18 protein-coding genes are annotated in these 19,968 nt (G+C 73.9%); 7 read left to right on the top strand and 11 right to left on the bottom strand.

Features of this window, described 5'->3' with window-relative positions; genetic code table 11:
* Position 1 precedes the first annotated feature (1 nt).
* Genes ABD899_RS03370 through ABD899_RS03355 form a run of 4 tightly spaced genes read right to left on the bottom strand, consistent with a single transcriptional unit; the run spans position 2 to position 4,077 of the window.
* Entirely contained in the window at positions 2 to 754 is a 753-nt protein-coding gene (locus ABD899_RS03370; protein WP_345202271.1) for an SDR family oxidoreductase, read from the bottom strand.
* Between the two features lie 22 nt (positions 755 to 776).
* The gene (locus ABD899_RS03365) at positions 777 to 1,937 is read right to left on the bottom strand and encodes a phosphotransferase family protein (protein ID WP_345202269.1); all 1,161 of its coding nucleotides are present in this window, start codon (positions 1,935 to 1,937) and stop codon (positions 777 to 779) included.
* Positions 1,934 to 2,743, bottom strand: coding sequence for an SDR family NAD(P)-dependent oxidoreductase (locus ABD899_RS03360; RefSeq protein WP_345202267.1), 810 nt, complete (start codon positions 2,741 to 2,743; stop codon positions 1,934 to 1,936). Before ABD899_RS03360 ends, ABD899_RS03365 begins: the two co-directional genes overlap by 4 nt.
* Positions 2,740 to 4,077, bottom strand: a complete 1,338-nt coding sequence (locus ABD899_RS03355; protein ID WP_345202265.1) for an acyl-CoA dehydrogenase family protein — start codon at positions 4,075 to 4,077, stop codon at positions 2,740 to 2,742. Before ABD899_RS03355 ends, ABD899_RS03360 begins: the two co-directional genes overlap by 4 nt.
* A gap of 40 nt (positions 4,078 to 4,117) precedes the next feature.
* On the opposite strand from ABD899_RS03355, the gene ABD899_RS03350 reads away from it, so the two are divergent.
* The gene (locus ABD899_RS03350; protein ID WP_345202263.1) at positions 4,118 to 4,711 is read left to right on the top strand and encodes a TetR/AcrR family transcriptional regulator; all 594 of its coding nucleotides are present in this window, start codon (positions 4,118 to 4,120) and stop codon (positions 4,709 to 4,711) included.
* Positions 4,712 to 4,888: 177 nt separating this feature from the next.
* Positions 4,889 to 5,386: a hypothetical protein gene (locus ABD899_RS03345; protein WP_345202261.1), complete on the top strand. Its 498-nt coding sequence runs from the start codon at positions 4,889 to 4,891 to the stop codon at positions 5,384 to 5,386.
* A 396-nt stretch (positions 5,387 to 5,782) separates the two neighbouring features.
* Here ABD899_RS03345 and ABD899_RS03340 read toward each other — a convergent pair whose 3' ends face one another.
* The 4 genes from ABD899_RS03340 to ABD899_RS03325 all read right to left on the bottom strand — a co-directional run bounded on the left by ABD899_RS03340 (position 5,783) and on the right by ABD899_RS03325 (position 10,512).
* A complete protein-coding gene (locus ABD899_RS03340) occupies positions 5,783 to 6,088 on the bottom strand; it encodes a hypothetical protein (protein ID WP_345202260.1) in 306 nt (101 codons plus the stop codon).
* 70 nt (positions 6,089 to 6,158) lie between these two features.
* Positions 6,159 to 8,339 (bottom strand): molybdopterin-dependent oxidoreductase, encoded by a 2,181-nt coding sequence (locus tag ABD899_RS03335; protein ID WP_345202258.1) that lies wholly within the window; start codon positions 8,337 to 8,339, stop codon positions 6,159 to 6,161.
* Between the two features lie 68 nt (positions 8,340 to 8,407).
* Positions 8,408 to 9,205, bottom strand: a complete 798-nt coding sequence (locus tag ABD899_RS03330; RefSeq protein ID WP_345202257.1) for a crotonase/enoyl-CoA hydratase family protein — start codon at positions 9,203 to 9,205, stop codon at positions 8,408 to 8,410.
* Between the two features lie 80 nt (positions 9,206 to 9,285).
* On the bottom strand, positions 9,286 to 10,512 hold the full coding sequence (locus ABD899_RS03325; protein WP_345202255.1) for an MFS transporter: 1,227 nt from the start codon (positions 10,510 to 10,512) through the stop codon (positions 9,286 to 9,288).
* A gap of 200 nt (positions 10,513 to 10,712) precedes the next feature.
* Here ABD899_RS03325 and ABD899_RS03320 point away from each other — a divergent pair, with 200 nt between their 5' ends.
* Both ABD899_RS03320 and ABD899_RS03315 read left to right on the top strand, forming a co-directional pair.
* The gene (locus tag ABD899_RS03320) at positions 10,713 to 11,687 is read left to right on the top strand and encodes an NADPH:quinone oxidoreductase family protein (RefSeq protein ID WP_345202253.1); all 975 of its coding nucleotides are present in this window, start codon (positions 10,713 to 10,715) and stop codon (positions 11,685 to 11,687) included.
* Between the two features lie 125 nt (positions 11,688 to 11,812).
* On the top strand, positions 11,813 to 13,900 hold the full coding sequence (locus ABD899_RS03315) for an NAD(+) synthase (RefSeq protein WP_345202252.1): 2,088 nt from the start codon (positions 11,813 to 11,815) through the stop codon (positions 13,898 to 13,900).
* 68 nt (positions 13,901 to 13,968) lie between these two features.
* Here the strand turns inward: ABD899_RS03315 and ABD899_RS03310 are convergent, their stop codons facing one another.
* Positions 13,969 to 14,502: a GNAT family N-acetyltransferase gene (locus ABD899_RS03310; RefSeq protein ID WP_345202250.1), complete on the bottom strand. Its 534-nt coding sequence runs from the start codon at positions 14,500 to 14,502 to the stop codon at positions 13,969 to 13,971.
* Between the two features lie 37 nt (positions 14,503 to 14,539).
* Here ABD899_RS03310 and ABD899_RS03305 point away from each other — a divergent pair, with 37 nt between their 5' ends.
* Both ABD899_RS03305 and ABD899_RS03300 read left to right on the top strand, forming a co-directional pair.
* Entirely contained in the window at positions 14,540 to 15,913 is a 1,374-nt protein-coding gene (locus ABD899_RS03305) for a galactose-1-epimerase (protein ID WP_345202248.1), read from the top strand.
* A gap of 72 nt (positions 15,914 to 15,985) precedes the next feature.
* Positions 15,986 to 16,546 carry an NYN domain-containing protein gene (locus ABD899_RS03300; protein WP_345202246.1) on the top strand — a complete coding sequence of 187 codons (561 nt, stop codon included), beginning with the start codon at positions 15,986 to 15,988 and terminating at the stop codon, positions 16,544 to 16,546.
* 121 nt (positions 16,547 to 16,667) lie between these two features.
* On the opposite strand, the gene ABD899_RS03295 is transcribed toward ABD899_RS03300, so the two are convergent.
* Positions 16,668 to 17,504 carry a GNAT family N-acetyltransferase gene (locus ABD899_RS03295; RefSeq protein WP_345202245.1) on the bottom strand — a complete coding sequence of 279 codons (837 nt, stop codon included), beginning with the start codon at positions 17,502 to 17,504 and terminating at the stop codon, positions 16,668 to 16,670.
* The gene (locus ABD899_RS03290) at positions 17,501 to 19,216 is read right to left on the bottom strand and encodes an aminotransferase class V-fold PLP-dependent enzyme (protein WP_345202242.1); all 1,716 of its coding nucleotides are present in this window, start codon (positions 19,214 to 19,216) and stop codon (positions 17,501 to 17,503) included. The genes ABD899_RS03295 and ABD899_RS03290 overlap by 4 nt, the downstream gene beginning before the upstream one ends.
* 93 nt (positions 19,217 to 19,309) lie before the next feature.
* On the opposite strand from ABD899_RS03290, the gene ABD899_RS03285 reads away from it, so the two are divergent.
* On the top strand, positions 19,310 to 19,945 hold the full coding sequence (locus ABD899_RS03285) for a TetR family transcriptional regulator (RefSeq protein WP_345202241.1): 636 nt from the start codon (positions 19,310 to 19,312) through the stop codon (positions 19,943 to 19,945).
* Positions 19,946 to 19,968: the final 23 nt, after the last annotated feature.

Genomic DNA, 19,968 nt, shown 5'->3' with positions numbered 1-19,968 from the left:
GTCAGATGATCTTCCGGACGAGCGACAGCGGCAGGTGGCGCAACGCCATGCCGAGCGGCACCCACGGCCACGCCGGGACGAGCGCGTTGGCCTTCTCCTTCTCGATCGCGTCCACCATGGTGCGCACTCCGGGCACGGTGTCGACGATGAACAGCGTCTTCTTGACGCGCTCGTTCATCTCGGAGCGGATGTATCCCGGGTAGATCGTCGAGACACGGATGTCGAGGTCGGGCTCGCCGAGCATCTCGTGGCGCACTCCCTCGGCGAGTGACGCCACACCCGCCTTCGTCGCCGCGTACGTCGTGATCGTCTTGCGCATGCCGCGCATCGCGGTGACCGACGAGATCATCACCAGGTGGCCCCGCTGCTGGGCTCGGAAGATCTCCATCGCCGCCTCCGCCTGCGCCAGGGCGGCGACGAAGTTGGTCATCGCGGTCTGCCGGTTCGCGTCGAAGCGGCCGGTGCCGAGCGGGGCTCCCTTCCCCAGGCCGGCGTTGATGATGACCCGGTCGATCGTGCCGAAGTCGTCGCGGAAGGCCCGGAAGACCTCGAACACCTGGTCGTCGTCGGTGACGTCGAGGGCGCGCAGCTCGACACGACGGCCGGGATGCCGGGCGAGGATCTCGTCGCGCAGCTCCTCGAGGCGCTCGGTGCGGCGGGCGGCCAGCGCGAGGTCCCAGCCCCGGTCGGCGAGCTGGCGGGCCATCTCGGCGCCGAGCCCGGAGCTCGCTCCGGTGATGAGGGTCGTGGGCATGGGCGGGTTCCTTCCGTCCGGGTCAGGGCTGGCGGTCGATGAGGGTGGTGCAGCGCCGGTCGAGGATGCGCACGACGTCGCCGAACCGCCCGTAGGCCGGGTTGCTCGTCTGGCCGTGGTGGAAGCGGTAGTAGATCTGCTGGGCGATGCCGGCGAGCCGGAAGGCGCCGAAGACGTCGTAGAACAGCCACTGCTCGGGGGTGACGTCGAGCCCGCGCGCCGCGCAGTAGCGCTCGACGACCTCGGCGCGGGTCAGCATGCCCGGCGCGTGGGTCGGCTGGAGCCGGATCGCGAGGAACGCCGGGTCGTCGTCCGCCTCCACCCAGTAGGCGAGGGCTGACCCCAGGTCGATGAGCGGGTCACCGACCGTCGCGAGCTCCCAGTCGAGGACGCCGACGACCCGGGTGGGGTCGGCCGGGTCGAGCACGAGGTTGTCGAACCGGAAGTCGTTGTGCACGAGCACGTGCGGCAGGTCGGGCGGCTGGTGGGCGGCGAGCCACGCCATCGTCGCCTCGAAGTCGCCGACGTCGGGGGTGCGCGCCCGGCGGTAGCGTCCCGACCACCCCTCGACCTGGCGGCGGACGTACCCCTCACCCCGGTCGAGCCGGCCCAGCGCGGCAGCCTCGAGGTCGACGTCGTGCAGGGCGACGAGGGTGTCGATCGCTTTGCGGCACAGGGCGTTCACGCCGGCGGGGTCAAGCCCCAGCTCGGGTGGGACGTCGCGGCGAAGGATCGTGCCCTCGATGCGCTCCATGACGTAGAACTCGGAGCCGATGACGGCCTCGTCGCCGCAGTACGCCACCATCGTCGGCACGAGGGGGAAGACCGGCGCCAGGGCCGCCTGGAGGTCGTGCTCGCGCCGCATGTCGTGGGCACCCCTCGCCTTGGTGCCGGTAGGCGGGCGGCGCAGCACGAGGTCGCACCCGCCGGATGCCGGCCCGCCGCCGTACCGGAGCAGGTACGTGAGGTTGGAGGCGCCGCCGAGGAACTGCCGGACGTCGGGCGTTCCGTCGAGCCCGGCTGTGCCGGAGGCATTCTCGCTCAGCCACCGCGCCACGCGGTCGACGTCGAAGCGGTCCTCGGGGCGCATCGGGGCCGCACCGCCGACGTCCGGGACGTCGGCGGGCTCGGTGCTCGTGCCCGGCGGCCGCTCCGCCGCGGCCCCCCCGCCCGTGCCGCTCACGACGAGAGGTCGTCCGGGTCGGCGCCCGCCCTGCGCGCGAGCCGCCTCGCCTGCGCGGTGAGCATGCGGTCGTACAGCGGTCGGGCGAGCCGCTTGGAGTACCAGGCCCGGCGGCCGAGGCGGTCGGTGAGGATGACCCGCTTGCGGGCGTCGACCCCCTTGAGCACGATCGCGGCGACGTGGTCGGCATCGACCGTGGCCTGGGTGATGAGGCGCATCCCGGCCTCCTGCATCGCCGCGTCCTTGCCCGCGAACGAGGCGTGGAGGTTGGTGCGGAAGAACGCCGGGCAGACGACCGAGACGTCGACGTGCCACGGGGCGAGCTCGAAGGACAGCGTCTCGCTCAGCGCGACCACGCCGGCCTTCGTCGCGTTGTAGCTCGACATCCCGGGGCCGTGGACGAGCCCCGCGAGGGACGCGACGTTGACGATGTGACCGCTGCGCTGCGCCTTGAGCAGGCCGGCGAACGTGTGGCACCCACGGGCCACCCCGAGCAGGTTGACGTCGACGACCCGCTCCCAGTCCGACATCGCCTCGACGTCGATGCGCCCGCCGGTCGCGACCCCGGCGTTGTTGACGAGCACGTCGAGGCGACCCCAGTGCTCGCGCACCCAGGCGAACGCGGCATCCCAGTCCTGCTGCGAGCGCACGTCGAGCCGGCGGTAGGTGACGCCGCTGGGCAGGCCGCCCGGCCGCTCGTCGGCGAGGTCGACGACGAGCACGGTGTCGCCCCGGTCGGCCATGAGCCGGGTCAGGGCCAGGCCGAGGCCGGAGGCACCTCCGGTGACGAGGACGCGGCGGCTCATCGGGATGCCTCGCGTTCCGCGGCTCGCGTCCCGGAGGTCGTCCCGGAGGTCGTCCCGGGCGTCGTCACGGATGCCGTGGCGGGCGCCGCGTACGGACGGAGCAGGTGCCGGGCCACGACCCCGAGGTGCACCTCGTCGGGCCCGTCGGCGAGCCGCAGGCTCCGGGCCCCGGCGTAGGCGGCGGCCAGCGGGAAGTCCTCGCTCACCCCGCCCCCACCGTGCAGCTGGATCGCGAGGTCGATGACGTCGCAGGCCATCTGCGGCACGGCCGCCTTGATCTCGGAGACCTCCGACTGCGCCCCGGCGATGCCGACGGTGTCGAGCTTCCACGCGGCGTGCAGCACGTGCAGCCGGGCCTGGTTGATCGCGATCCGGGCGCGGGCGAGGCGCTCGCGGTTGCCCCCGAGGTTGGCGATCGGCTTGCCGAAGGCCACCCGGCTCGTCGACCGCTCGCAGGCGAGCTCGAGTGCCTTCTCGGCGAGGCCGATGAGGCGCATGCAGTGGTGGACGCGACCCGGCCCGAGGCGGCCCTGGGCGATCTCGAACGCGCGCCCCGGCCCGGCGAGGATGCTGCTCGTCGGCAGGCGGACGGCATCCAGGCTCACCTCGCCGTGACCGAGCGGCTCGTCGTACTGGCCGAGGGCGGTGAGCATCCGCTCGATGCGCACCCCGGGGGCGTCGAGCGGCACGAGGACCATCGAGTGCTGGCGGTGCCGGTGTGCGCCCCGGTCGGTGAGCCCCATGAACACGCCGACCCGGCAGTCGGGGTGGCCGGCCCCGGTGGACCACCACTTGCGTCCGTCGAGGACGACCTCGTCGCCGTCGAGGACGGCCGTGGCCTGCATGTTCGTCGCGTCGGAGCTCGCGACGTCCGGCTCGGTCATGAGGAAGGTGCTGCGGATGCGTCCGTCGAGCAGGGGTTCGAGCCACTGCTGCTGCTGCTCGGCGCTGCCGTACTTGAGGAGCACCTCCATGTTCCCCGTGTCGGGCGCGTTGCAGTTGAACACGAGCGGCGCCAGGGGGGAGCGACCCATCTGCTCGGCCACGGTCGCGTAGTCGGTGTTCGTGAGGCCGGCGCCGCCGTCGGTGCCGAAGCGGGCGGCATACCCGTCGCCGTGCCCCGCCGGGAGGAAGAGGTTCCACAGGCCCTGGGCGCGCGCCCGTCCCTGGAGCTCCCCGACGACCGGCGCGGGCGGCCACGAGTCCTCTCCGCGGGCGCGGCGGGCCGCGATGTCGCGCAGCACCTCGGGCTCGACCGGCTCGATCTCGGTGTCGACGAACGTGCGGACGCGCTCGGCGAGGTCGGCGGCCCGGGGCGACGGTGCGAAGTCCATGCCCTTGACCCTAGAGGGTTGTTGAGCAATGCTCAATAGCGTGGAGGCCACATCACGGGTGCGGATGACCCCGCAGGAGCGACGCCGCCAGCTCGTCGGCATCGGGCTCCGCAAGTTCGTCGAACGACCGGTGCAGGAGCTCTCGCTCGACGAGGTCGCCGCGGAGGCCGGGGTGTCGCGCGGGCTGCTCTTCCACTACTTCGCGACGAAGACCGACTACCACCGCGAGGTCGTCGAGGCGGCGCGGCGGCGGGTCGGTCGCAACGTCGCGCCGGACCCGGATGCCGTCGGGCCGGCGGCCGTGCGCCAGGTCGTCGAGCGCTTCCTGGACCAGGTCGCGCGGCGACGGGAGAGCTACGTCGCCCTCGTGCTCGGCCAGGCGCCCATCGCCCGCTCGGCCGGTGACGCCGGTGTCGACGGGGTGCGTGAGCACGTCGCCGGGCTCGTCGCCGCGGCCTGCGGCCTGCCGGACGGCGCGCTGCCCGTCGTCCACGGGTGGGTCGCCTACCTCGAGGACCGCGCGCTCCAGTGGTCGGCCCTGCCGGAGGACGAGCGCGAGGTCGGTCGCACCGCCCTCGTCGACCACTGCACCCGGGCCCTGGCCCTCCTCACCGACCTCGCCGACCTCCCCTGAGCGCAGCAACGGCCCCCCAACCTGCCCCGGCGGCACGCCTCGACCCAGTCGATTCGGACGAGCCATGACCAACTCCTTCGTTCAGGAAGGTGCACACACGCCCTGCCCGCGCCGCCCCGGGGGACCACGTCCCCTCTCACGGCCGGGAAGTGATACCCGGTGGGGTATGGTCTGCCCGTGCTCGACGCCCTTCGAACCTGGACCGCCCGCCGGTGGCTTGCTGCCGCCCTGGCCGCCGTCGTGACCGCTCTCGTCATCGCGCTGCCGACCGCGATGGTCCCGACCCCGGTCTTCGGTCGCGAGATCCCGACCACGTGGTGGGCCTGGCCGGTGCTCGCCGTGACCTCGGTGCTCAGCGGGCTGCTCCTCGCGACCTACGTCCGGGAGCCGGGCACCCCGGAGCCGAGCGGCGCGACGATCGACCGCCGTGGGGCCGCGGGCGGGCTGCTCGCCTTCTTCGCCGTCGGCTGCCCCGTCTGCAACAAGCTCGCGCTCGTCGCCCTCGGGTACGCCGGCGCGCTGCAGTGGTTCGCCCCCGTGCAGCCGTTCCTCGCCGCCGCCGGCGTCGCGCTCCTCGCCTGGACGCTGCGGGCCCGGCTGCGCGGGCAGCTCGCCTGCCCGACAGCGGGCGCCGCGGGGACGACGCCCGAGGACGTCGACCGCGTCCCGGCCTGACCCCGAGCCTGATCGTCACCGCGCGCGGTGCTCGACGTCCTGCGCATGGTGGGCGAACTCGTGCCCGAGCCACACCATGGCGTCGCCGACCGTCCCCGGGCCCCAGTCCACGTGGTGGAACCGGCCGCCGTACCCGACCCGCCCGGTCTGCTCGACGAGGGCGTCGACCGACCGACCCAGCGCCCAGAGCCCCGAGGACGTCGGCAGGGAGCGGTAGCCGCGGCACGCTGCCGACGACGGTCGCCGTCGCGACCTCGGGCAACGACGCCCACGAGTACCCGCACGCCGGGCACGCGCCCGGCGGCTCCCCGTCGTACACCCAGCGGAGCGCGCCGTCGAGGAAGGCGGTCCGAGCAACGGTCACCGCTCGATGATCCCACCGTGGCGGCTGCCCCGTCACCCGGCGGCGCGGGCGTGACCCTCCGCGAGCAGCTCGGCCACGGCATCCTGCTCGGCCTCGGCCAGCACGACCTCGACCGTCATGAGACGCCGCCCCCACCAGCCCTCACGGCACCACGGCCACTCGGCGACGGCTTCGCGGATCGGGCCCTCGTCGAGCATGACCCGCAGGACCTCGGGCGTCGGCAGGGTCGCGAAGATGCGGCCGCGACGCCCCGTCCGGAAGCTCGGGAAGCCGTGGTGGTCCCGCTCGACGACGTCGGGCAGGGCCAGGGCGAGCCGGCGGGCATCCTCGGGCGTCACGGCATCCCGACCTTGAGTGCGGACCCGTCTGCGCGGGCGGCCACGCCCGCACCCACCGCGGAGGAGGGGGTCACGGGGACACCCCGACCTCGAGCGGCGCGACCGTCACCGGCACGCCGTTGAGCACGGCGTTGCCCGAGACCGACTCGACGGCCGACGGGTCGGTGAGGTCATTCATCGACACCCCCGGCAGCCGGGTCGCGTTCCGCAGGCGGACCCCGTCCCGGGCGTGCCCGTACCCGTGCGGCAGCGACACGACGCCGCGCATGAGGTCCTCGGTGGCGGACACCTCGACGCGCACCTCCCCCACCGCCGAGCGCACGATGACCTGGTCGCCGTCGCGGATGCCGCGCACGGCCAGGTCGTCGGGGTGGGCCAGGAGGGCGTGCCGGGCCCGGCCGCGGGTGAGCCGCGGCGCGTTGTGCAGCCAGGAGTTGTTGTCGCGCTGGTGGCGCCGCCCGATGAGGAGCAGCTCGCCCTCGGCGAGGGCCGACCCGCCGGACAGCGTCGTGAGCAGGGCCGGCAGGGCGTCGGCCACGACCGCGGGCAACAGGTCGATGCGCTTTCCGGGAGTCATGAGCCGCTCAGGCAGGCGGGGCTTGAGGGGCCCCCGGTCGGCCCCGGCGGCCATCGTCTCGAGCTTGGTGACCGACAGCCGGGCCCCCGACGACCGCAGCAGGGCGTCGAGCTGGCGGCGCGGGGCGAGCCGCAGCCGGGCCTCGGTCCGCAGTGTCGCCCGTGACCACCGCGCGCGGAGACCGCCGCCGCGGGCGCGGAGCACGGCCACCCCGAGGTCGCGGGCGATCTCCCAGTCCTGCTTCGTGTCACGACCGGGCCGGAACAGGGCGGGCGACCAGCGGGCGGTGTCGCGCACCGCGAGCATGTGGAAGACGAGGTCGTAGTGGTCGCGCTCGAGGGGGCTCGCGGGCGGCAGGATGACGTCGGCGTGCCGGGTCGTCTCGTTGACGTAGAAGTCGATCGCGACCATCGCGTCGAGGCCGGACAGCGCCTCGTCGAGCAGGTGCCCGGACGGCGTCGACGACACCGGGTTGCCGGCGATCGTCAGCACCGCGCGCACCTGGCCCTCACCGGGGGTCGTGATCTCCTCGGCGAGGGCCGAGACCGGCAGCTCGCCGCCGAAGCCGGGGAGGCCCCGCACCCGCGTGCGGCGCTTGCCGAGGCCGCCCGGGGAGAGCACCCCGCGCCCGATGAGGTCGGCCGCCGGCGTCGTGAGCATCGTCCCGCCCGGCCGGTCGAGGTTCCCGGTGAGCACGTTGATCGCCTGGATCGCCCACTGGCAGACGACGCCGTGCGCCTGCGTCGACACCCCCATCCGTCCGTGGACGGCGGCCGACGACGCGGCGGCGAGGTCGCGCGCGAGGCCGCGCACGGCATCCGCGGGCATTCCGCTCACCTCCTCGGCGAGCTCGGGTGTGAACCCCTCGACGGCGTCCCGGACCCGGTCCACCCCGTCGACGTAGGCCGCGGGCCCGCCCGGGCGGTCCGCGAGGTCGTCGGTCAGCAGCTCGCGCACGACGGCCAGCAGGACCGCGGCGTCGGTGCCGGGGCGCACGAAGTGGTGCGCGTCCGCCACCTTGGCGGTCTCGGTGCGGCGCGGGTCGAGGACGACGAGTCGCCCTCCGCGAGAGGCGAGCTCACGACGGCGCTGAGGGAAGTCGGGCACGGTCCACAGCGAACCGTTCGACGCCATCGGGTTGTGCCCGACGAGCACGAGGAGGTCGGTGCGGTCGATGTCGGGCACCGGGAGGAGGAACTGGTGCCCGTAGAGCGCCCACGCGACGACGTGGTGCGGCAGCTGGTCGACCGACGTGGCCGAGTACCGGTTGCGGGTGCGCAACAGCCGCACGAGCGTCGGGTGGTGGGTGAGCGCCCCGAGGCTGTGCACGTTGGGGTTGCCGAGGTAGACGGCGAGGGCGTCGTCGCCGTGCTCGCGCTGCACCGCGGTGAGGACCTGCGCGGCGTACCGGACCGCCTCGTCCCACGACACCTCGCGCCACGTGCCGGCCGGCGTGCGGACGACGGGGCTGCGCAGCCGGTCGGGGTCGTCGTGCACGTCCTGGAGGGCCAGCGCCTTGGGGCAGATGTGCCCGCGTGACAGGGGGTCGGCCTCGTGCCCGCGGACCGAGGCGATGGTGCCGGCGGCGTCGAGGCGCACCTCGAGGGCGCACATCGCCTCGCACAGGGTGCACGTGATGTGCCGCACCGCTGCGACCGGTGGCACGTCACCCACGGCCGACGGCTCCTGCACGGCCTCCTGACGTGGGTCATGTGCCCTGGGTGCGGAGGCGGGGGTGGAGGTCATCGGCGGCGCGGCTCGAACGGGGGGGCGACACGCTTCATGGCGGCCTCGCGCGCGATCGTCGTGTTCCTCGTCGCGAGCAGCCGGGCCTGCTCGAGGCGCTCGCGCGCGAAGGTGCGCCGGTCCGACGCCGACCACGTGCGGCCGAAGAGCCGCTTGGTCGCGGCGACGGCATCCGGCGACCGGGTCGCGACCTGCTCGAGGAAGCGGGTCGCCGCGACGAACGGCTCGTCGTGCACCTCGCTCGCGAGGCCGAGCTCGACCGCCCGCTCACCGCTGACGACCTCACCGGTCATCGCGAGCCGCTTCGCGACGTCCATGCGTACCTGCTGCGACAGGGCCTGGATGCCGCTCATGTCCGGTACGAGCCCCCACCGGGCCTCCATGACCGACCACTGGGCGTCGGGCGTCGTCATCCGCAGGTCGGCGGCAAGGGCGATCTGCAGGCCACCGCCGTAGCAGTGCCCGTGCACGGCGGCGACGACGGGAACGGGCAGGCGCCGCCAGGCCCAGCAGGCCTCCTGGAACAGGTTCGTCCCCCGCCACGGGTGCGGCACGAAGGACCGCGCGACCCGCGGTGGGTTCTTCAGCACCGTCGCGAAGTCCAGCCCGGCGCAGAAGGACTCACCCTCACCCCCGATGACCACCCCCCGCAGCGTGCGGTCGCGGGCGAGGCCCCGCGCCGCCGTGACGAGGTCCTCGAGCGTGTCGAGGGTCAGCGCGTTGAGCTTGTCGGGACGGTCGAGCCGGACCTGGGCGACGCCGCCCTCGACCCGGCACGTGAGGGTGCTCGGCATACGGCCAGCGTACGGACGGCCCGGGCCCCGTGCGCCCGGGGAGCCGGCGGAGCCGGGGTGACGACCGCCACCCGGACGCCTCAGGACCGCCGCAGCGCCTCGACCGGCGCCGGCCCGAGCGGGCGCAGCGTGGCCCGCTCCGGGTGGTCGCGGCGGTGGACGAGCAGCGAGATGCCGAGGATGACCAGTCCCAGCGCGGCGAGCCCCACGCCGACGACCGACGGGGCCCGGTAGCCGTAGCCCGCGGCGATGACGACGCCGCCGACCCAGGCGCCGAGGGCGTTCGCGAGGTTGAGCGCCGCGTGGTTGCTCGCCGCGGCGAGGGTCTGGGCCGTACCGGCGACCTGCATGAGGCGCAGCTGGAGGTTGATGACGAGCACCGACGCGAGGATCGCCGCGACGGCGAGGACGACGAGCGCCGGCACGGCGTACGGCGCGACGAGGGCGAACAGGCCGAGCGAGACGCCCAGGCCGGCCAGTCCGATGACGACCGAGCGGATGACCGACCAGTCGCCCATCCGCCCGGCGACGAGGTTGCCGACGAACCCGGCGCCGCCGAAGACGAGCAGGAAGAGCGGCACCGCGGATGCCGGGAGGCCGGTCACCTCGGTGACCGTCGGGGCGATGTAGGAGTACATGGCGAACATGCCGCCGAAGCCGACCGCGCCGACCCCGAGCGTGAGCCACACCTGCAGGCTCGTCAGCGCGCTGAGCTCGCTGCGGACCGTGCGGGTGGGGTCGGCCGGGAGGTGCGGCACGGCATACCCGATGAGGGCCATCGTCGCGACGCCGATGACGGCGACGAGCAGGTAGGCGGTGCGCCAGCCGTGGGCCTGGCCGAGCCACGTGGCACCGGGGACCCCGAGCACGTTGGCGATCGGGATGCCGAGCATGACCCGGCCGACCGCGCGCCCGGCCTGCCCGCGCCGGGCGAGGTCGACGGCGACGAGCGCGGCGACCCCGAAGAAGGCTCCGTGCGGCAGGCCGGCGAGGAAGCGCGCGCCGACGAGGAGGGCGTAGTCCGGGGCGACGGCGGACAGCACGTTGCCGACGGTGAAGGCGGCCATGAGCCCGACGAGCAGCGCCTTGCGCGGCCAGGTGGCGGCGATGACCGCGAGCAGCGGGGCGCCGATGACGACGCCCGCGGCGTACGCGGAGATCGTGTGGCCGGCGGAGGGGATGCTCACGCCGACCCCGTCGGCGATCTCGGGGAGCAGCCCCATCGTGACGAACTCGGTCGTCCCGATGGCGACACCGCCGAGGATCAGGGCGACGGTGGCGAGGGTGGCGTGGCGGGGCTGGGGCACTGGACGTGCAGCGCATCGCGACCCGCGGACATTCCCGCGCACGCCCCCTCGCGCGACGTCCGGCACCCTGGGGTGCCCAGCACCCAACCTGCCGGACGCAGGTCACCTGCCTCTCGCAACGTCCGGCACCTTGGGGTGCCCAGCACCCAACCTGCCGGACGTCCGATGAGGCCCTCGTCGCCCGCGCCTACGATGGGCGGATGCGCGCAGCCCGGGTGAGCAGCCTCGACGGACCGTCCGCGGTGGAGGTCGTCGACCTCCCGGACCCGACCGGGGACACCGGGGTGGTCATCGAGGTCGCCGCCGCGGGGGTCTGCTTCCCGGACGTGCTCCTCACCCGCGGGCAGTACCAGGTGACGCCGGAGCTGCCGTTCGTCCCGGGCTCGGAGGTGGCGGGGCGGGTGCGCTCGGCGCCGGTCGGCAGCGGTTGGGGCGTCGGTGACCGCGTCGCGGCGTTCCCCTTCCTCGGCGGCTTCGCCGAGCTCGTCGAGACCGACCCGGCGATGGTCTTCCCGCTGCCCGAGGCGGTGACCTACGAGTCGGGGGCGGCCCTGCCGATGAACTACCTCACCTGCCACTTCGCGCTCCGGGAGCGGGGGCGGCTGGCGCCCGGCGAGACGGTGCTCGTCCACGGTGCGGCGGGAGGCATCGGGACCGCCGCCGTGCAGCTCGCGGCGGCGTGGGGTGCCCGGGTCGTCGCGGTGGTGTCGTCGCCCGACAAGGCGGAGGTGGCGCGGGATGCCGGGGCGCACGAGGTCGTCCTCGCCGACGGGTTCCGTGAGGCCGTCGGTGAGCTCACCGGGGGTCGCGGTGTCGACGTCGTCGTCGACCCGGTCGGCGGCGACCGCTTCACCGACTCCCTGCGCGCCCTGGCGCCGGGCGGGCGCCACCTCGTCATCGGCTTCACCTCCGGGTCGATCCCCGAGGTGCGGGTCAACCGCCTGCTCCTCAACAACGTCTCGGTCGTCGGGGTCGGGTGGGGCGCCTGGTGGTCCGGCCGCGGCGGGCCCGGACCGGCGTACCTGCGCCGGCAGTGGGACGACCTGCTCCCGCTGCTCGAGTCGGGCGCCGTCGACCCGGTCGTCGGCGAGGTGCGCGACCTCGACGACGTCGTCGCCGCCCTCGCCGCGGTCGACGAGCGGCGCGCGACCGGCAAGATCCTGCTCACCCCCTGACCCCCGTTCCACGTCGCGTCGGGTGCCGAAGCGGTCGCCAGGACGACCACGTCCGCACCCGACGCGGGGAGGCGGGCACGACGCGAGCCGGCCCGGCACGGCATCCGGGCCAATAGGCTCGCGCCATGGACTTCCGGAACGTGTACGCCCAGGGTTTCGGCCGGGTCGCCGCGTGCACCCTGCCCGTGGCGCTCGCCGACCCCGCGACCAACGCCGAGCGGATCCTCACCGAGGTCAGGGCCTGCCACGACGAGGGCGTCGCCGTCGTGCTCTTCCCCGAGCTGTCCGTCTCTGGCTACGCCATCGACGACCTGCTCATGCAGGACGTCCTCCTCGACGCCGTGGACGAGGCGGTCGTGACGATCGCCGAGGCGACCGCCAAGCTCGTCCCCGTCGTCGTCGTCGGGGCCCCGCTGCGCCACGGCAACCGGCTCTACAACTGCGCCGTCGTCATCCACCGTGGTGAGGTGCTCGGCGTCGCACCGAAGTCGTTCCTGCCGACGTACCGGGAGTTCTACGAGAAGCGCTGGTTCGCCTCGGGGGCCGGCCACCAGGGCGAGTTCCTCGTGCGCCCGGGCTGGCCCGGGGCCGACGTCGACGGCGAGGTCCCCTTCGGACCCGACCTCGTCTTCACCGCCGAGGACCTGCCCGACCTCGCGGTGCACGTCGAGGTGTGCGAGGACATGTGGGTGCCGGTGCCCCCGAGCCACGAGGCCGCCCTGGCCGGCGCCACCGTCCTGCTCAACCTCTCGGCATCCCCGATCACCGTCGGCCGCGCGCAGGACCGGCACCTGCTCGCCCGCTCGGCGAGCGCCCGGTGCAACGCCGCCTACCTGTACGCCGCGGCGAGCGCGGGCGAGTCGTCGACCGACCTGTCCTGGGACGGCATGACGATGGTCTACGAGATGGGCGACCTGCTCGGCGAGTCCGAGCGCTTCCCCGACGGGCCGCGGCGCACCGTCGTCGACGTCGACCTCGACCGGCTGCGCCAGGAGCGCGTCCGCCAGGGCAGCTTCGACGACAACGCCGAGGCGTACGCCGCCGACCAGGGCGGGTTCCGCGTCGTCCCGTTCCAGCTGCGTCCTCGCACCGGCGACCTCGGGCTACGACGGGCCGTCGACCGCTTCCCCTTCGTGCCCGACGACGCCGACCGCCTCGCGCTCGACTGCTACGAGGCCTACAACATCCAGGTCTCCGGGCTCGAGCAGCGGATGCGCGCGATCGGCGGCGGGGACCCGGCGCGGATGCCGCGGCTCGTCATCGGCGTGTCCGGCGGGCTCGACTCCACCCACGCCCTGATCGTCGCGGCCAAGGCGTGCGACCGGCTCGGGCTGCCACGCACCCACGTGCTCGGGTTCACGATGCCCGGCTTCGCCACGAGCGCCGGCACGAAGTCCAACGCCATCCACCTCATGGAGTCCCTCGGCATCACGTGGGAGGAGCTCGACATCCGGCCCGCCGCGCGGCAGATGCTCGCCGACCTCGGCCACCCGTTCGGCCGCGGCGAGGAGGTCTACGACGTGACCTTCGAGAACGTCCAGGCCGGGCTGCGCACCGACTACCTCTTCCGCGCGGCGAACCAGCGCGGCGGCCTCGTCGTCGGCACCGGCGACCTCTCCGAGCTGGCGCTCGGCTGGTGCACGTACGGCGTCGGCGACCAGATGTCGCACTATGGCGTCAATGCCGGTGTCCCCAAGACGCTCATGCAGCACCTCATCCGCTGGGTCGTGTCGTCGAGACAGTTCGAGGGCCCGGTCAACGACACGCTGCTCGAGATCCTCGACCAGGAGATCAGCCCCGAGCTCGTGCCGACCAAGGAGGGCGAGCGGATCCAGTCCACCGAGGACTCCGTCGGGCCGTACGCCCTGCAGGACTTCACCCTCTACCACGTGCTGCGCCGGGGGTACCGGCCGAGCAAGATCGCCTTCCTCGCCGAGCACGCGTGGTCGGACGCCGGTCAGGGGGCCTGGCCTCCCGGCTACCCCGAGGGCGAGCGCCCGGCCTACGACCTCGCGACGATCCGGCACTGGATGGAGGTGTTCGTGCGGCGCTTCTTCCAGAACCAGTTCAAGCGCTCGGCCCTCCCGAACGGGCCGAAGGTCGTCGCCGGCGGGTCGCTGTCGCCGCGCGGGGACTGGCGGATGCCGTCCGACGCCGGCGGGCGCGCGTGGCTGGCCGAGATCGAAGCGAACGTCCCGACGGCCGCACCCTGAGCGCAGCCCGGCCACCCGGGGGTGCCGGAGGCGCGATCCCACGCGCTCCCGGCATCCCGTCACGGCGCTCAGCGCGCGGGTGCCACCTCGGGCCCGCCGGCGAGGGCACCGAGCGCCGGCCCGTCGAGGCGGAAGCGCGTCCACTCGTCCTGCGCCACCGCGCCGATCGACTCGTAGAACCCGATGCTCGGGGTGTTCCAGTCGAGCACCCACCACTCGAGCCGGTGGTAGCCGCGGGCTGAGCAGATGCCCGCGAGCGTGCGCAGCAGCTCCTGGCCGAGCCCCGACCCGCGGTGGGCCGGCGTGACGTAGAGGTCCTCGAGCCAGATGCCGTGCGTCCCCGTCCACGTCGAGAACGACAGGAACCAGATCGCGCACCCCACGACCTGGCCGTCGACCTCCGCGACGTGCGCGAACGCCGCCGGCTCGCGACCCACCGGGAACAGGGCGGCGAGCAGGTGGGGCTCGTCGGCGTCGACCTCGTGCAGCGCCTTCTCGTACTCCGCGAGCTCGCGCACGAGCCGCACGATGACGGGGACGTCTGCGGCCGTGGCAGGACGGATCCGGGACGACGTCGACGACGAGGGGACCGTGGACGGCATACCCCGCAATGTACGCAGGCCCCCGACAATGGCGCCCATGACCACGAGCCGGCGGACCGCTCCTCGTCCCGCCGGGACGGCGCCCATCCACCACCTCGCCGAGCCCCACGCCTGGCACGAGGCGCTGCGCACCGGCGAATACCGCTGGTCGACCCTCGGCCGGTCCCTCGACGACGAGGGGTTCGTCCACTGCTCGTCCGCGGCTCAGCTCGCGGGTGTCCTCGGGCGGTACTACGCCGATCACGACCGTGACCTCGTGCTCCTGACCATCGACCCGGCCCGCCTCACGGCCCCGCTGGAGTGGGAGGCGGCCGACCCGGGGACCGGTGAGGAGTTCCCCCACGTTTACGGACCGATCACGCCGGATGCCGTCGTCGCGACCCGCGTGCTCCGGCCACCTCACGCTGCCCCGCCGGAGTCGATCACCCTGCGCGCCAACGGGATCGAGCTCGAGGTCGTCACGGCAGGCGCCGCCGTGCGACGGCTGCGCATCGGCCCGCCCGAGACCGCCGTCGACGTCGTCCTCGGCCACGCCGACCCGATGACCTACCGGTTCGCCGGCGGCTACCTCGGCGCCGTCGTCGGCCGGGTCGCCAACCGCCTCGCCGGTGGCCGGTTCACGGTCGACGGCGCCGACCACGCCGTGGCGACGAACGAGCACGGCACCATCTTGCACGGCGGCTTCGAGGGCTTCGACCGGATGCCGTGGGGGGTGGAGAGCGTCGGCTCGAGCCACGTGCGCCTCGCCCTGACCAGCCCGGACGGCGACAACGGCTTCCCCGGGCGCGTCGACGTCACCGTGGCGTACACCGTGTCCCCGGGCGAGGTCCGCATCGAGTACACCGCGAGGAGTGACCGACCGACGCCGTTCAACGTCACGAACCACGCCTACGTCAACCTCGACGGTGAGGGCAGCGGCCCGGTCGACGACCACGTGCTCGAGGTCACGGCATCCGCCTTCACCCCAGTGGGGGCCGACCTCCTGCCGACCGGCGAGGTGCGACCCGTCGACGGCACCCCCTTCGACCTGCGCACCCCGCGCCGGATCGGCGACCTGCTCGCAGTCGACGACGAGCAGCTGCGCCACGGCCGGGGCCTGGACCACAACCTCGTCCTCGACGGCGACGGCGACGGTCTGCGCCTCGCGGCGCGGCTGCGCGGCGCGAGCGGGCGGGTGCTCGAGGTGCACACCGACCGGCCCGGCCTGCAGGTCTACACCGGCGCGCACTTCGACGGCACCACGACCGGCCTGTCCGGTGGCACCTACGGGCCGCGGGCCGGCATCGCCCTGGAGACCCAGGCCTTCCCCGACGCGCCGAACCACCTCGCGTTCCCGGACATCACGCTGCGCCCGGAGGTGCCGTTCCGCTCGACCACGGTGTGGCGCCTGCGAACCGACCGCGGAGGGTGATCCCCACGGAACCGGGCCCCTGACGGCGCGAACGTCGGCCCGGGAGTGGACGGCACCCGTAGTCTCACCCCCATGGGCGAGCCAGCGCGCACCACCTACCTCCTCGTCGACGGCGAGAACATCGACGCCACCCTCGGCACCTCGATCCTCGGGCGGCGGCCCCGGCCCGAGGAGCGGCCGAGGTGGGAGCGGCTGCTCCAGTTCACCCGCGACCAGTGGGACCAGCCGGTCGTCGGGCTCTTCTTCCTCGCCGCGAACACCGAGCTTCCGATGACCTTCGTGCAGGCCCTGCTCGCCATCGGCTACAAGCCGATCCCGCTGTCCGGCGCGCCCGGTCAGAAGGTCGTCGACATCGCCATCCAGCGCACCCTCGTCGAGATCGGTCGGCGCGAGGCCGACGTGCTCCTCGTGAGCAACGACGGCGACTTCGTCGGACAGGTCGGCGACCTCCTCGACGGTCGTCGGGTCGGCGTCGCCGGGTTCGTCGAGTTCCGCAACAACGCGTTCGCCCAGCTCGCCGAGCGAGGGCTGGAGTCCTTCGACCTCGAGTACGACGTGCGCGCCTTCAACGAGCAGCTGCCCCGCGTGCGCATCATCGCGATCGACGAGTTCGACCCGGCCCAGTTCCTCTGATGCAGAGCGCCCTCGGCGACAAGGGTCGGGGTAACCGGGGTCATCACCCCGGTTCCCCCGACCCTTGTCCCGGGCGTGGCTCGGCCAGGGTTCGCGGCATCTCGGATTCGCCCGGTCCTTGTCACGGGCGTGGCTCGGCCAGGGTTCGCGGCATCTCGCCGAGCGGCCGGCGCTGACGGCCCGCGGCGTCGACGTTCGCCGGGTCGAGCCAGGCATCCAGCCGGGCCCGCACCCGCGGCCACTCGACGTCGACCACCGAGAACCACGCCGTGTCACGGTTGCGCCCCTTGGTGACGACCGCCTGCCGGAAGACGCCCTCGAACGTGTAGCCGAGCCGCAGTGCCGCCGCCCGCGACGGGGCGTTGAGCGCGTCGCACTTCCACTCCACACGCCGGTAGCCGAGGTCGTCGAACACGTGGCCCAGCACGAGCCGGTGCGCCTCCGTCGACGCGATCGTCCTCACGAGCGGGGTGCCGAAGACGACGGCGCCCACCTCGACCACGCCGTGGTCCGGGTCGATCCGCATGAGCGACAGGACGCCGCAGGCGCGGCCCGAGACGATCACCGCGTACGCGACCGTGCCGGGGTCCTCGACCATTGCCGCGACGACGTCCCCCACCGCGGCCCGACCGTCCGGCCGCTCCATCGGCAGGTAGGTCCAGTGCGCGTCGTCGGTGCCGGCCCACGCCGCGGTCAGGTCCTCGACGTGCCGGGCGTGCAACGGCTCGAGCACCGCGGTCCGGCCGCGCAGCGTGGCTCCCGACGGCCAGGGACGCGCCTGCCAGTCGGGCACCGGGTCGCCGACCGGCAGCACCGGATGCCGGGTGCCGCCACCGCTCCCGGCATCCGACCCGCTTCCGCCACCGCTCCCGGCATCCGGCCTGCTCCCGGCATCCGGCCTGCTCCCGCCACCGCTCACGGCATCCGACCCGCTTCCGGCACCCACCCCGGCCGTCACGACCCCAGTGCGCCGGTCGGCAGGTCGAACCACCGCAGGTGCTCGAAGTCCGCCGACAGCCCGGCCGCGTGCGAGCCCAGGTCGGGCGGGGTCGCGGCGGCGAGGATCGCCGCGCCGTCGCGCAGGTGCTCGGCGAGCAGCTCCTCACCGCCACGCGCGTCAGCCCGCGGGACGACCATCGAGCCGTCGTCGGCGTAGTGGACGTCGTCGAGGCGGATCGGCGGCTCGACGACCCCGTCGCGGTGGCGCCAGCGCCCGGTCAGCGGGTCGAACACGTAGTCGCCGAGCAGCCGCCACCCGTCGCGGGCGACGAGCCGCACGGCCTCGATGACGTAGTCGGCGACGGTGTCGGAGATGAAGTAGTTGAAGTTGACCCGCACCCAGCCGGGCTTGATGCCCTCGCACCCGCCGGTGATCTCGCGCTCGAACTCGTGGCTGCGCTCGAGGTCGATGCCGAGCAGCCGGTGGCCGTAGGGCCCGGCGCACGAGCACCCACCGCGGGACTGGACGCCGAAGAGGTCGTTGAGCACGGCGACGACGAAGTTGTGGTGCAGCCAGTGGCCCGAGGGGGCGCGGACGACGAACGAGACGATCGACAGCCGCGGCGCCTCGAGGTTGCCGAGCACCTCGATCGCCGGCTCCTCGCGCCACGCCGCGACGGCCCGCGAGAGCAGCCGCTCCTCGTGCGCCCGGATCGTCTCGACGCCGACCGCCTCCTTGAGCTGGAAGACGAGCCCCGCCCGGACGGCCTCGATGATCGCCGGGGTGCCACCCTCCTCGCGGTGGGCCGGGTCGGTGACGTAGGCGTGGTCCTCGGGGTTGACGTACGCCACCGTGCCCCCGCCCGGCACGACCGGCACCCGGTTGGTGAACAGCTCGCGCCGGGCGACGAGCACGCCGGGGGTCGCCGGGCCGCCGATGAACTTGTGCGGCGAGAGGAAGATCGCGTCCTTGTAGGCCAGCGGGTCACCGTCCTCGGGCGCCGCCATCTCGATGTCGACGTAGGGCGCCGCCGCCGCGAAGTCCCAGAACGCGAGCGCGCCGTGCTCGTGGAGCAGGGCCGAGACGCCGTGGGTGTCGGAGACGATGCCGGTGACGTTCGACGCGGCGCTGAACGAGCCGATCCGCAGCGGCCGCTCGGCGTACTCCTCGAGCCGGCGCCGCAGGTCGTCCTGGCACACCCCGCCGTCGGCGTCCTCGCGGATCGTCACGACGTCGGCGATCGACTCGCGCCACGGGATCTCGTTCGAGTGGTGCTCGTAGGGGCCGATGAAGACGACCGGCCGCTGCTCGGCCGGGATCCGGTCGGACAGGTGCCACCGGTCCTCGAGCGCCGACGGGATGCGCAGCCCGAGCACGCCGATGAGCTTGTCGATGGCCCCCGTGCACCCCGACCCGGCGAAGACGACCACGGTCTCGTCGTCGCCGTGCACGGCATCGCGGATGATCCGCCGGGCGTCCTCGCGCAGCCGCGTCGTCTGCAGCCCGGTGCCGCTCGACTCGGTGTGGGTGTTGGCGTAGCCGGGCAGCACCTCGTCGCGGATGAAGTCCTCGATGAAGGTCAGGGCCCGACCGGATGCCGTGTAGTCGGCGTACGTGACCCGTCGCCGTCCGTAGGGGGTGGTCATGACGTGGTCCTCGCCGATGACGGACTCGCGGATGCGGCGCAGCAGCGCCTCCTCGCGCGGCCCCGGTGTCGTGCGCTCAGCCATGGGCTCAGGGTCTCACGCACCGACCGTCGAAGGTTGCGGGTGCATCCCTGTGCAGATTTGCACGCCCGTGCAGGTGCGACCTACCGTGGACGGGTGGCCGCGCGCAGTCCCCTCCCGTCCGACGGGTGCTCGCTGCGCAGCCGCAAGCGCGCCGAGACCCACAGCATGCTCGCCGGTGCCGCCTACTCCCTCGTGCGCGACGTCGGGTTCGACGCCGTGACCGCGGAGGCCGTCGCCGACCGCGCCGGCGTCTCGCGGCGCACGTTCTTCAACTACTTCCCGTCCGTCGAGTCGGTCCTCACGGCGAGCATCGCGGAGTTCTTCGTCTCCGTCGGCGAGCGCCTCGAGGCCCGCCCGGCCGGCGAGGACGTGCTCGACAGCGCGCTCGCGGTCGTGAGCGACCCCGGCGACGTCGAGCTCGTCGAGCGCATCGCCGTGATCGCCGCCGCCGGCGAGTCCTCCCCGCACGCCCGCGGGCTCATCCTCGTCGAGGTGCACGCGTGGCTCGACTGGCTCGAGGACTGGCTGCGCCAGCGCCTGCCGCCCGGGTCCGGCGACCTGTTCGTCGCCACGTACGCCTCGACGCTCGTCGGGGCCGCCGAGGCGGCCTTCCGGGTCTGGGCCCGTGGGGCGCGGGACGGCGGCGCGGCCGACCACCCCTCGCTGCGCGCCGCCCTCGCCGTCACCCTCGGCCACCTCCGGACCGGCCTCGACTCCGGCCGTCCCTGACCCGCGGCCACCCGCCCCAGACC

The sequence above is a fragment of the Fodinibacter luteus genome (assembly GCF_039541575.1).
Classification (GTDB): Bacteria; Actinomycetota; Actinomycetes; order Actinomycetales; family Dermatophilaceae; genus Fodinibacter; species Fodinibacter luteus.
This window is presented reverse-complemented; position numbering and strand designations above follow the sequence as displayed.

What these genes read in the sequence shown, in the direction of transcription:
- ABD899_RS03310 (WP_345202250.1), bottom strand. Translation starts at nt 14,502, where the DNA reads ATGCCGTCCACGGTCCCCTCGTCGTCGACGTCGTCCCGGATCCGTCCT.
- ABD899_RS03360 (WP_345202267.1), bottom strand. Translation starts at nt 2,743, where the DNA reads ATGAGCCGCCGCGTCCTCGTCACCGGAGGTGCCTCCGGCCTCGGCCTG.
- ABD899_RS03355 (WP_345202265.1), bottom strand. Translation starts at nt 4,077, where the DNA reads ATGGACTTCGCACCGTCGCCCCGGGCCGCCGACCTCGCCGAGCGCGTC.
- ABD899_RS03305 (WP_345202248.1), top strand. Translation starts at nt 14,540, where the DNA reads ATGACCACGAGCCGGCGGACCGCTCCTCGTCCCGCCGGGACGGCGCCC.
- ABD899_RS03290 (WP_345202242.1), bottom strand. Translation starts at nt 19,216, where the DNA reads ATGGCTGAGCGCACGACACCGGGGCCGCGCGAGGAGGCGCTGCTGCGC.
- ABD899_RS03370 (WP_345202271.1), bottom strand. Translation starts at nt 754, where the DNA reads ATGCCCACGACCCTCATCACCGGAGCGAGCTCCGGGCTCGGCGCCGAG.
- ABD899_RS03300 (WP_345202246.1), top strand. Translation starts at nt 15,986, where the DNA reads ATGGGCGAGCCAGCGCGCACCACCTACCTCCTCGTCGACGGCGAGAAC.
- ABD899_RS03315 (WP_345202252.1), top strand. Translation starts at nt 11,813, where the DNA reads ATGGACTTCCGGAACGTGTACGCCCAGGGTTTCGGCCGGGTCGCCGCG.
- ABD899_RS03320 (WP_345202253.1), top strand. Translation starts at nt 10,713, where the DNA reads ATGCGCGCAGCCCGGGTGAGCAGCCTCGACGGACCGTCCGCGGTGGAG.
- ABD899_RS03330 (WP_345202257.1), bottom strand. Translation starts at nt 9,205, where the DNA reads ATGCCGAGCACCCTCACGTGCCGGGTCGAGGGCGGCGTCGCCCAGGTC.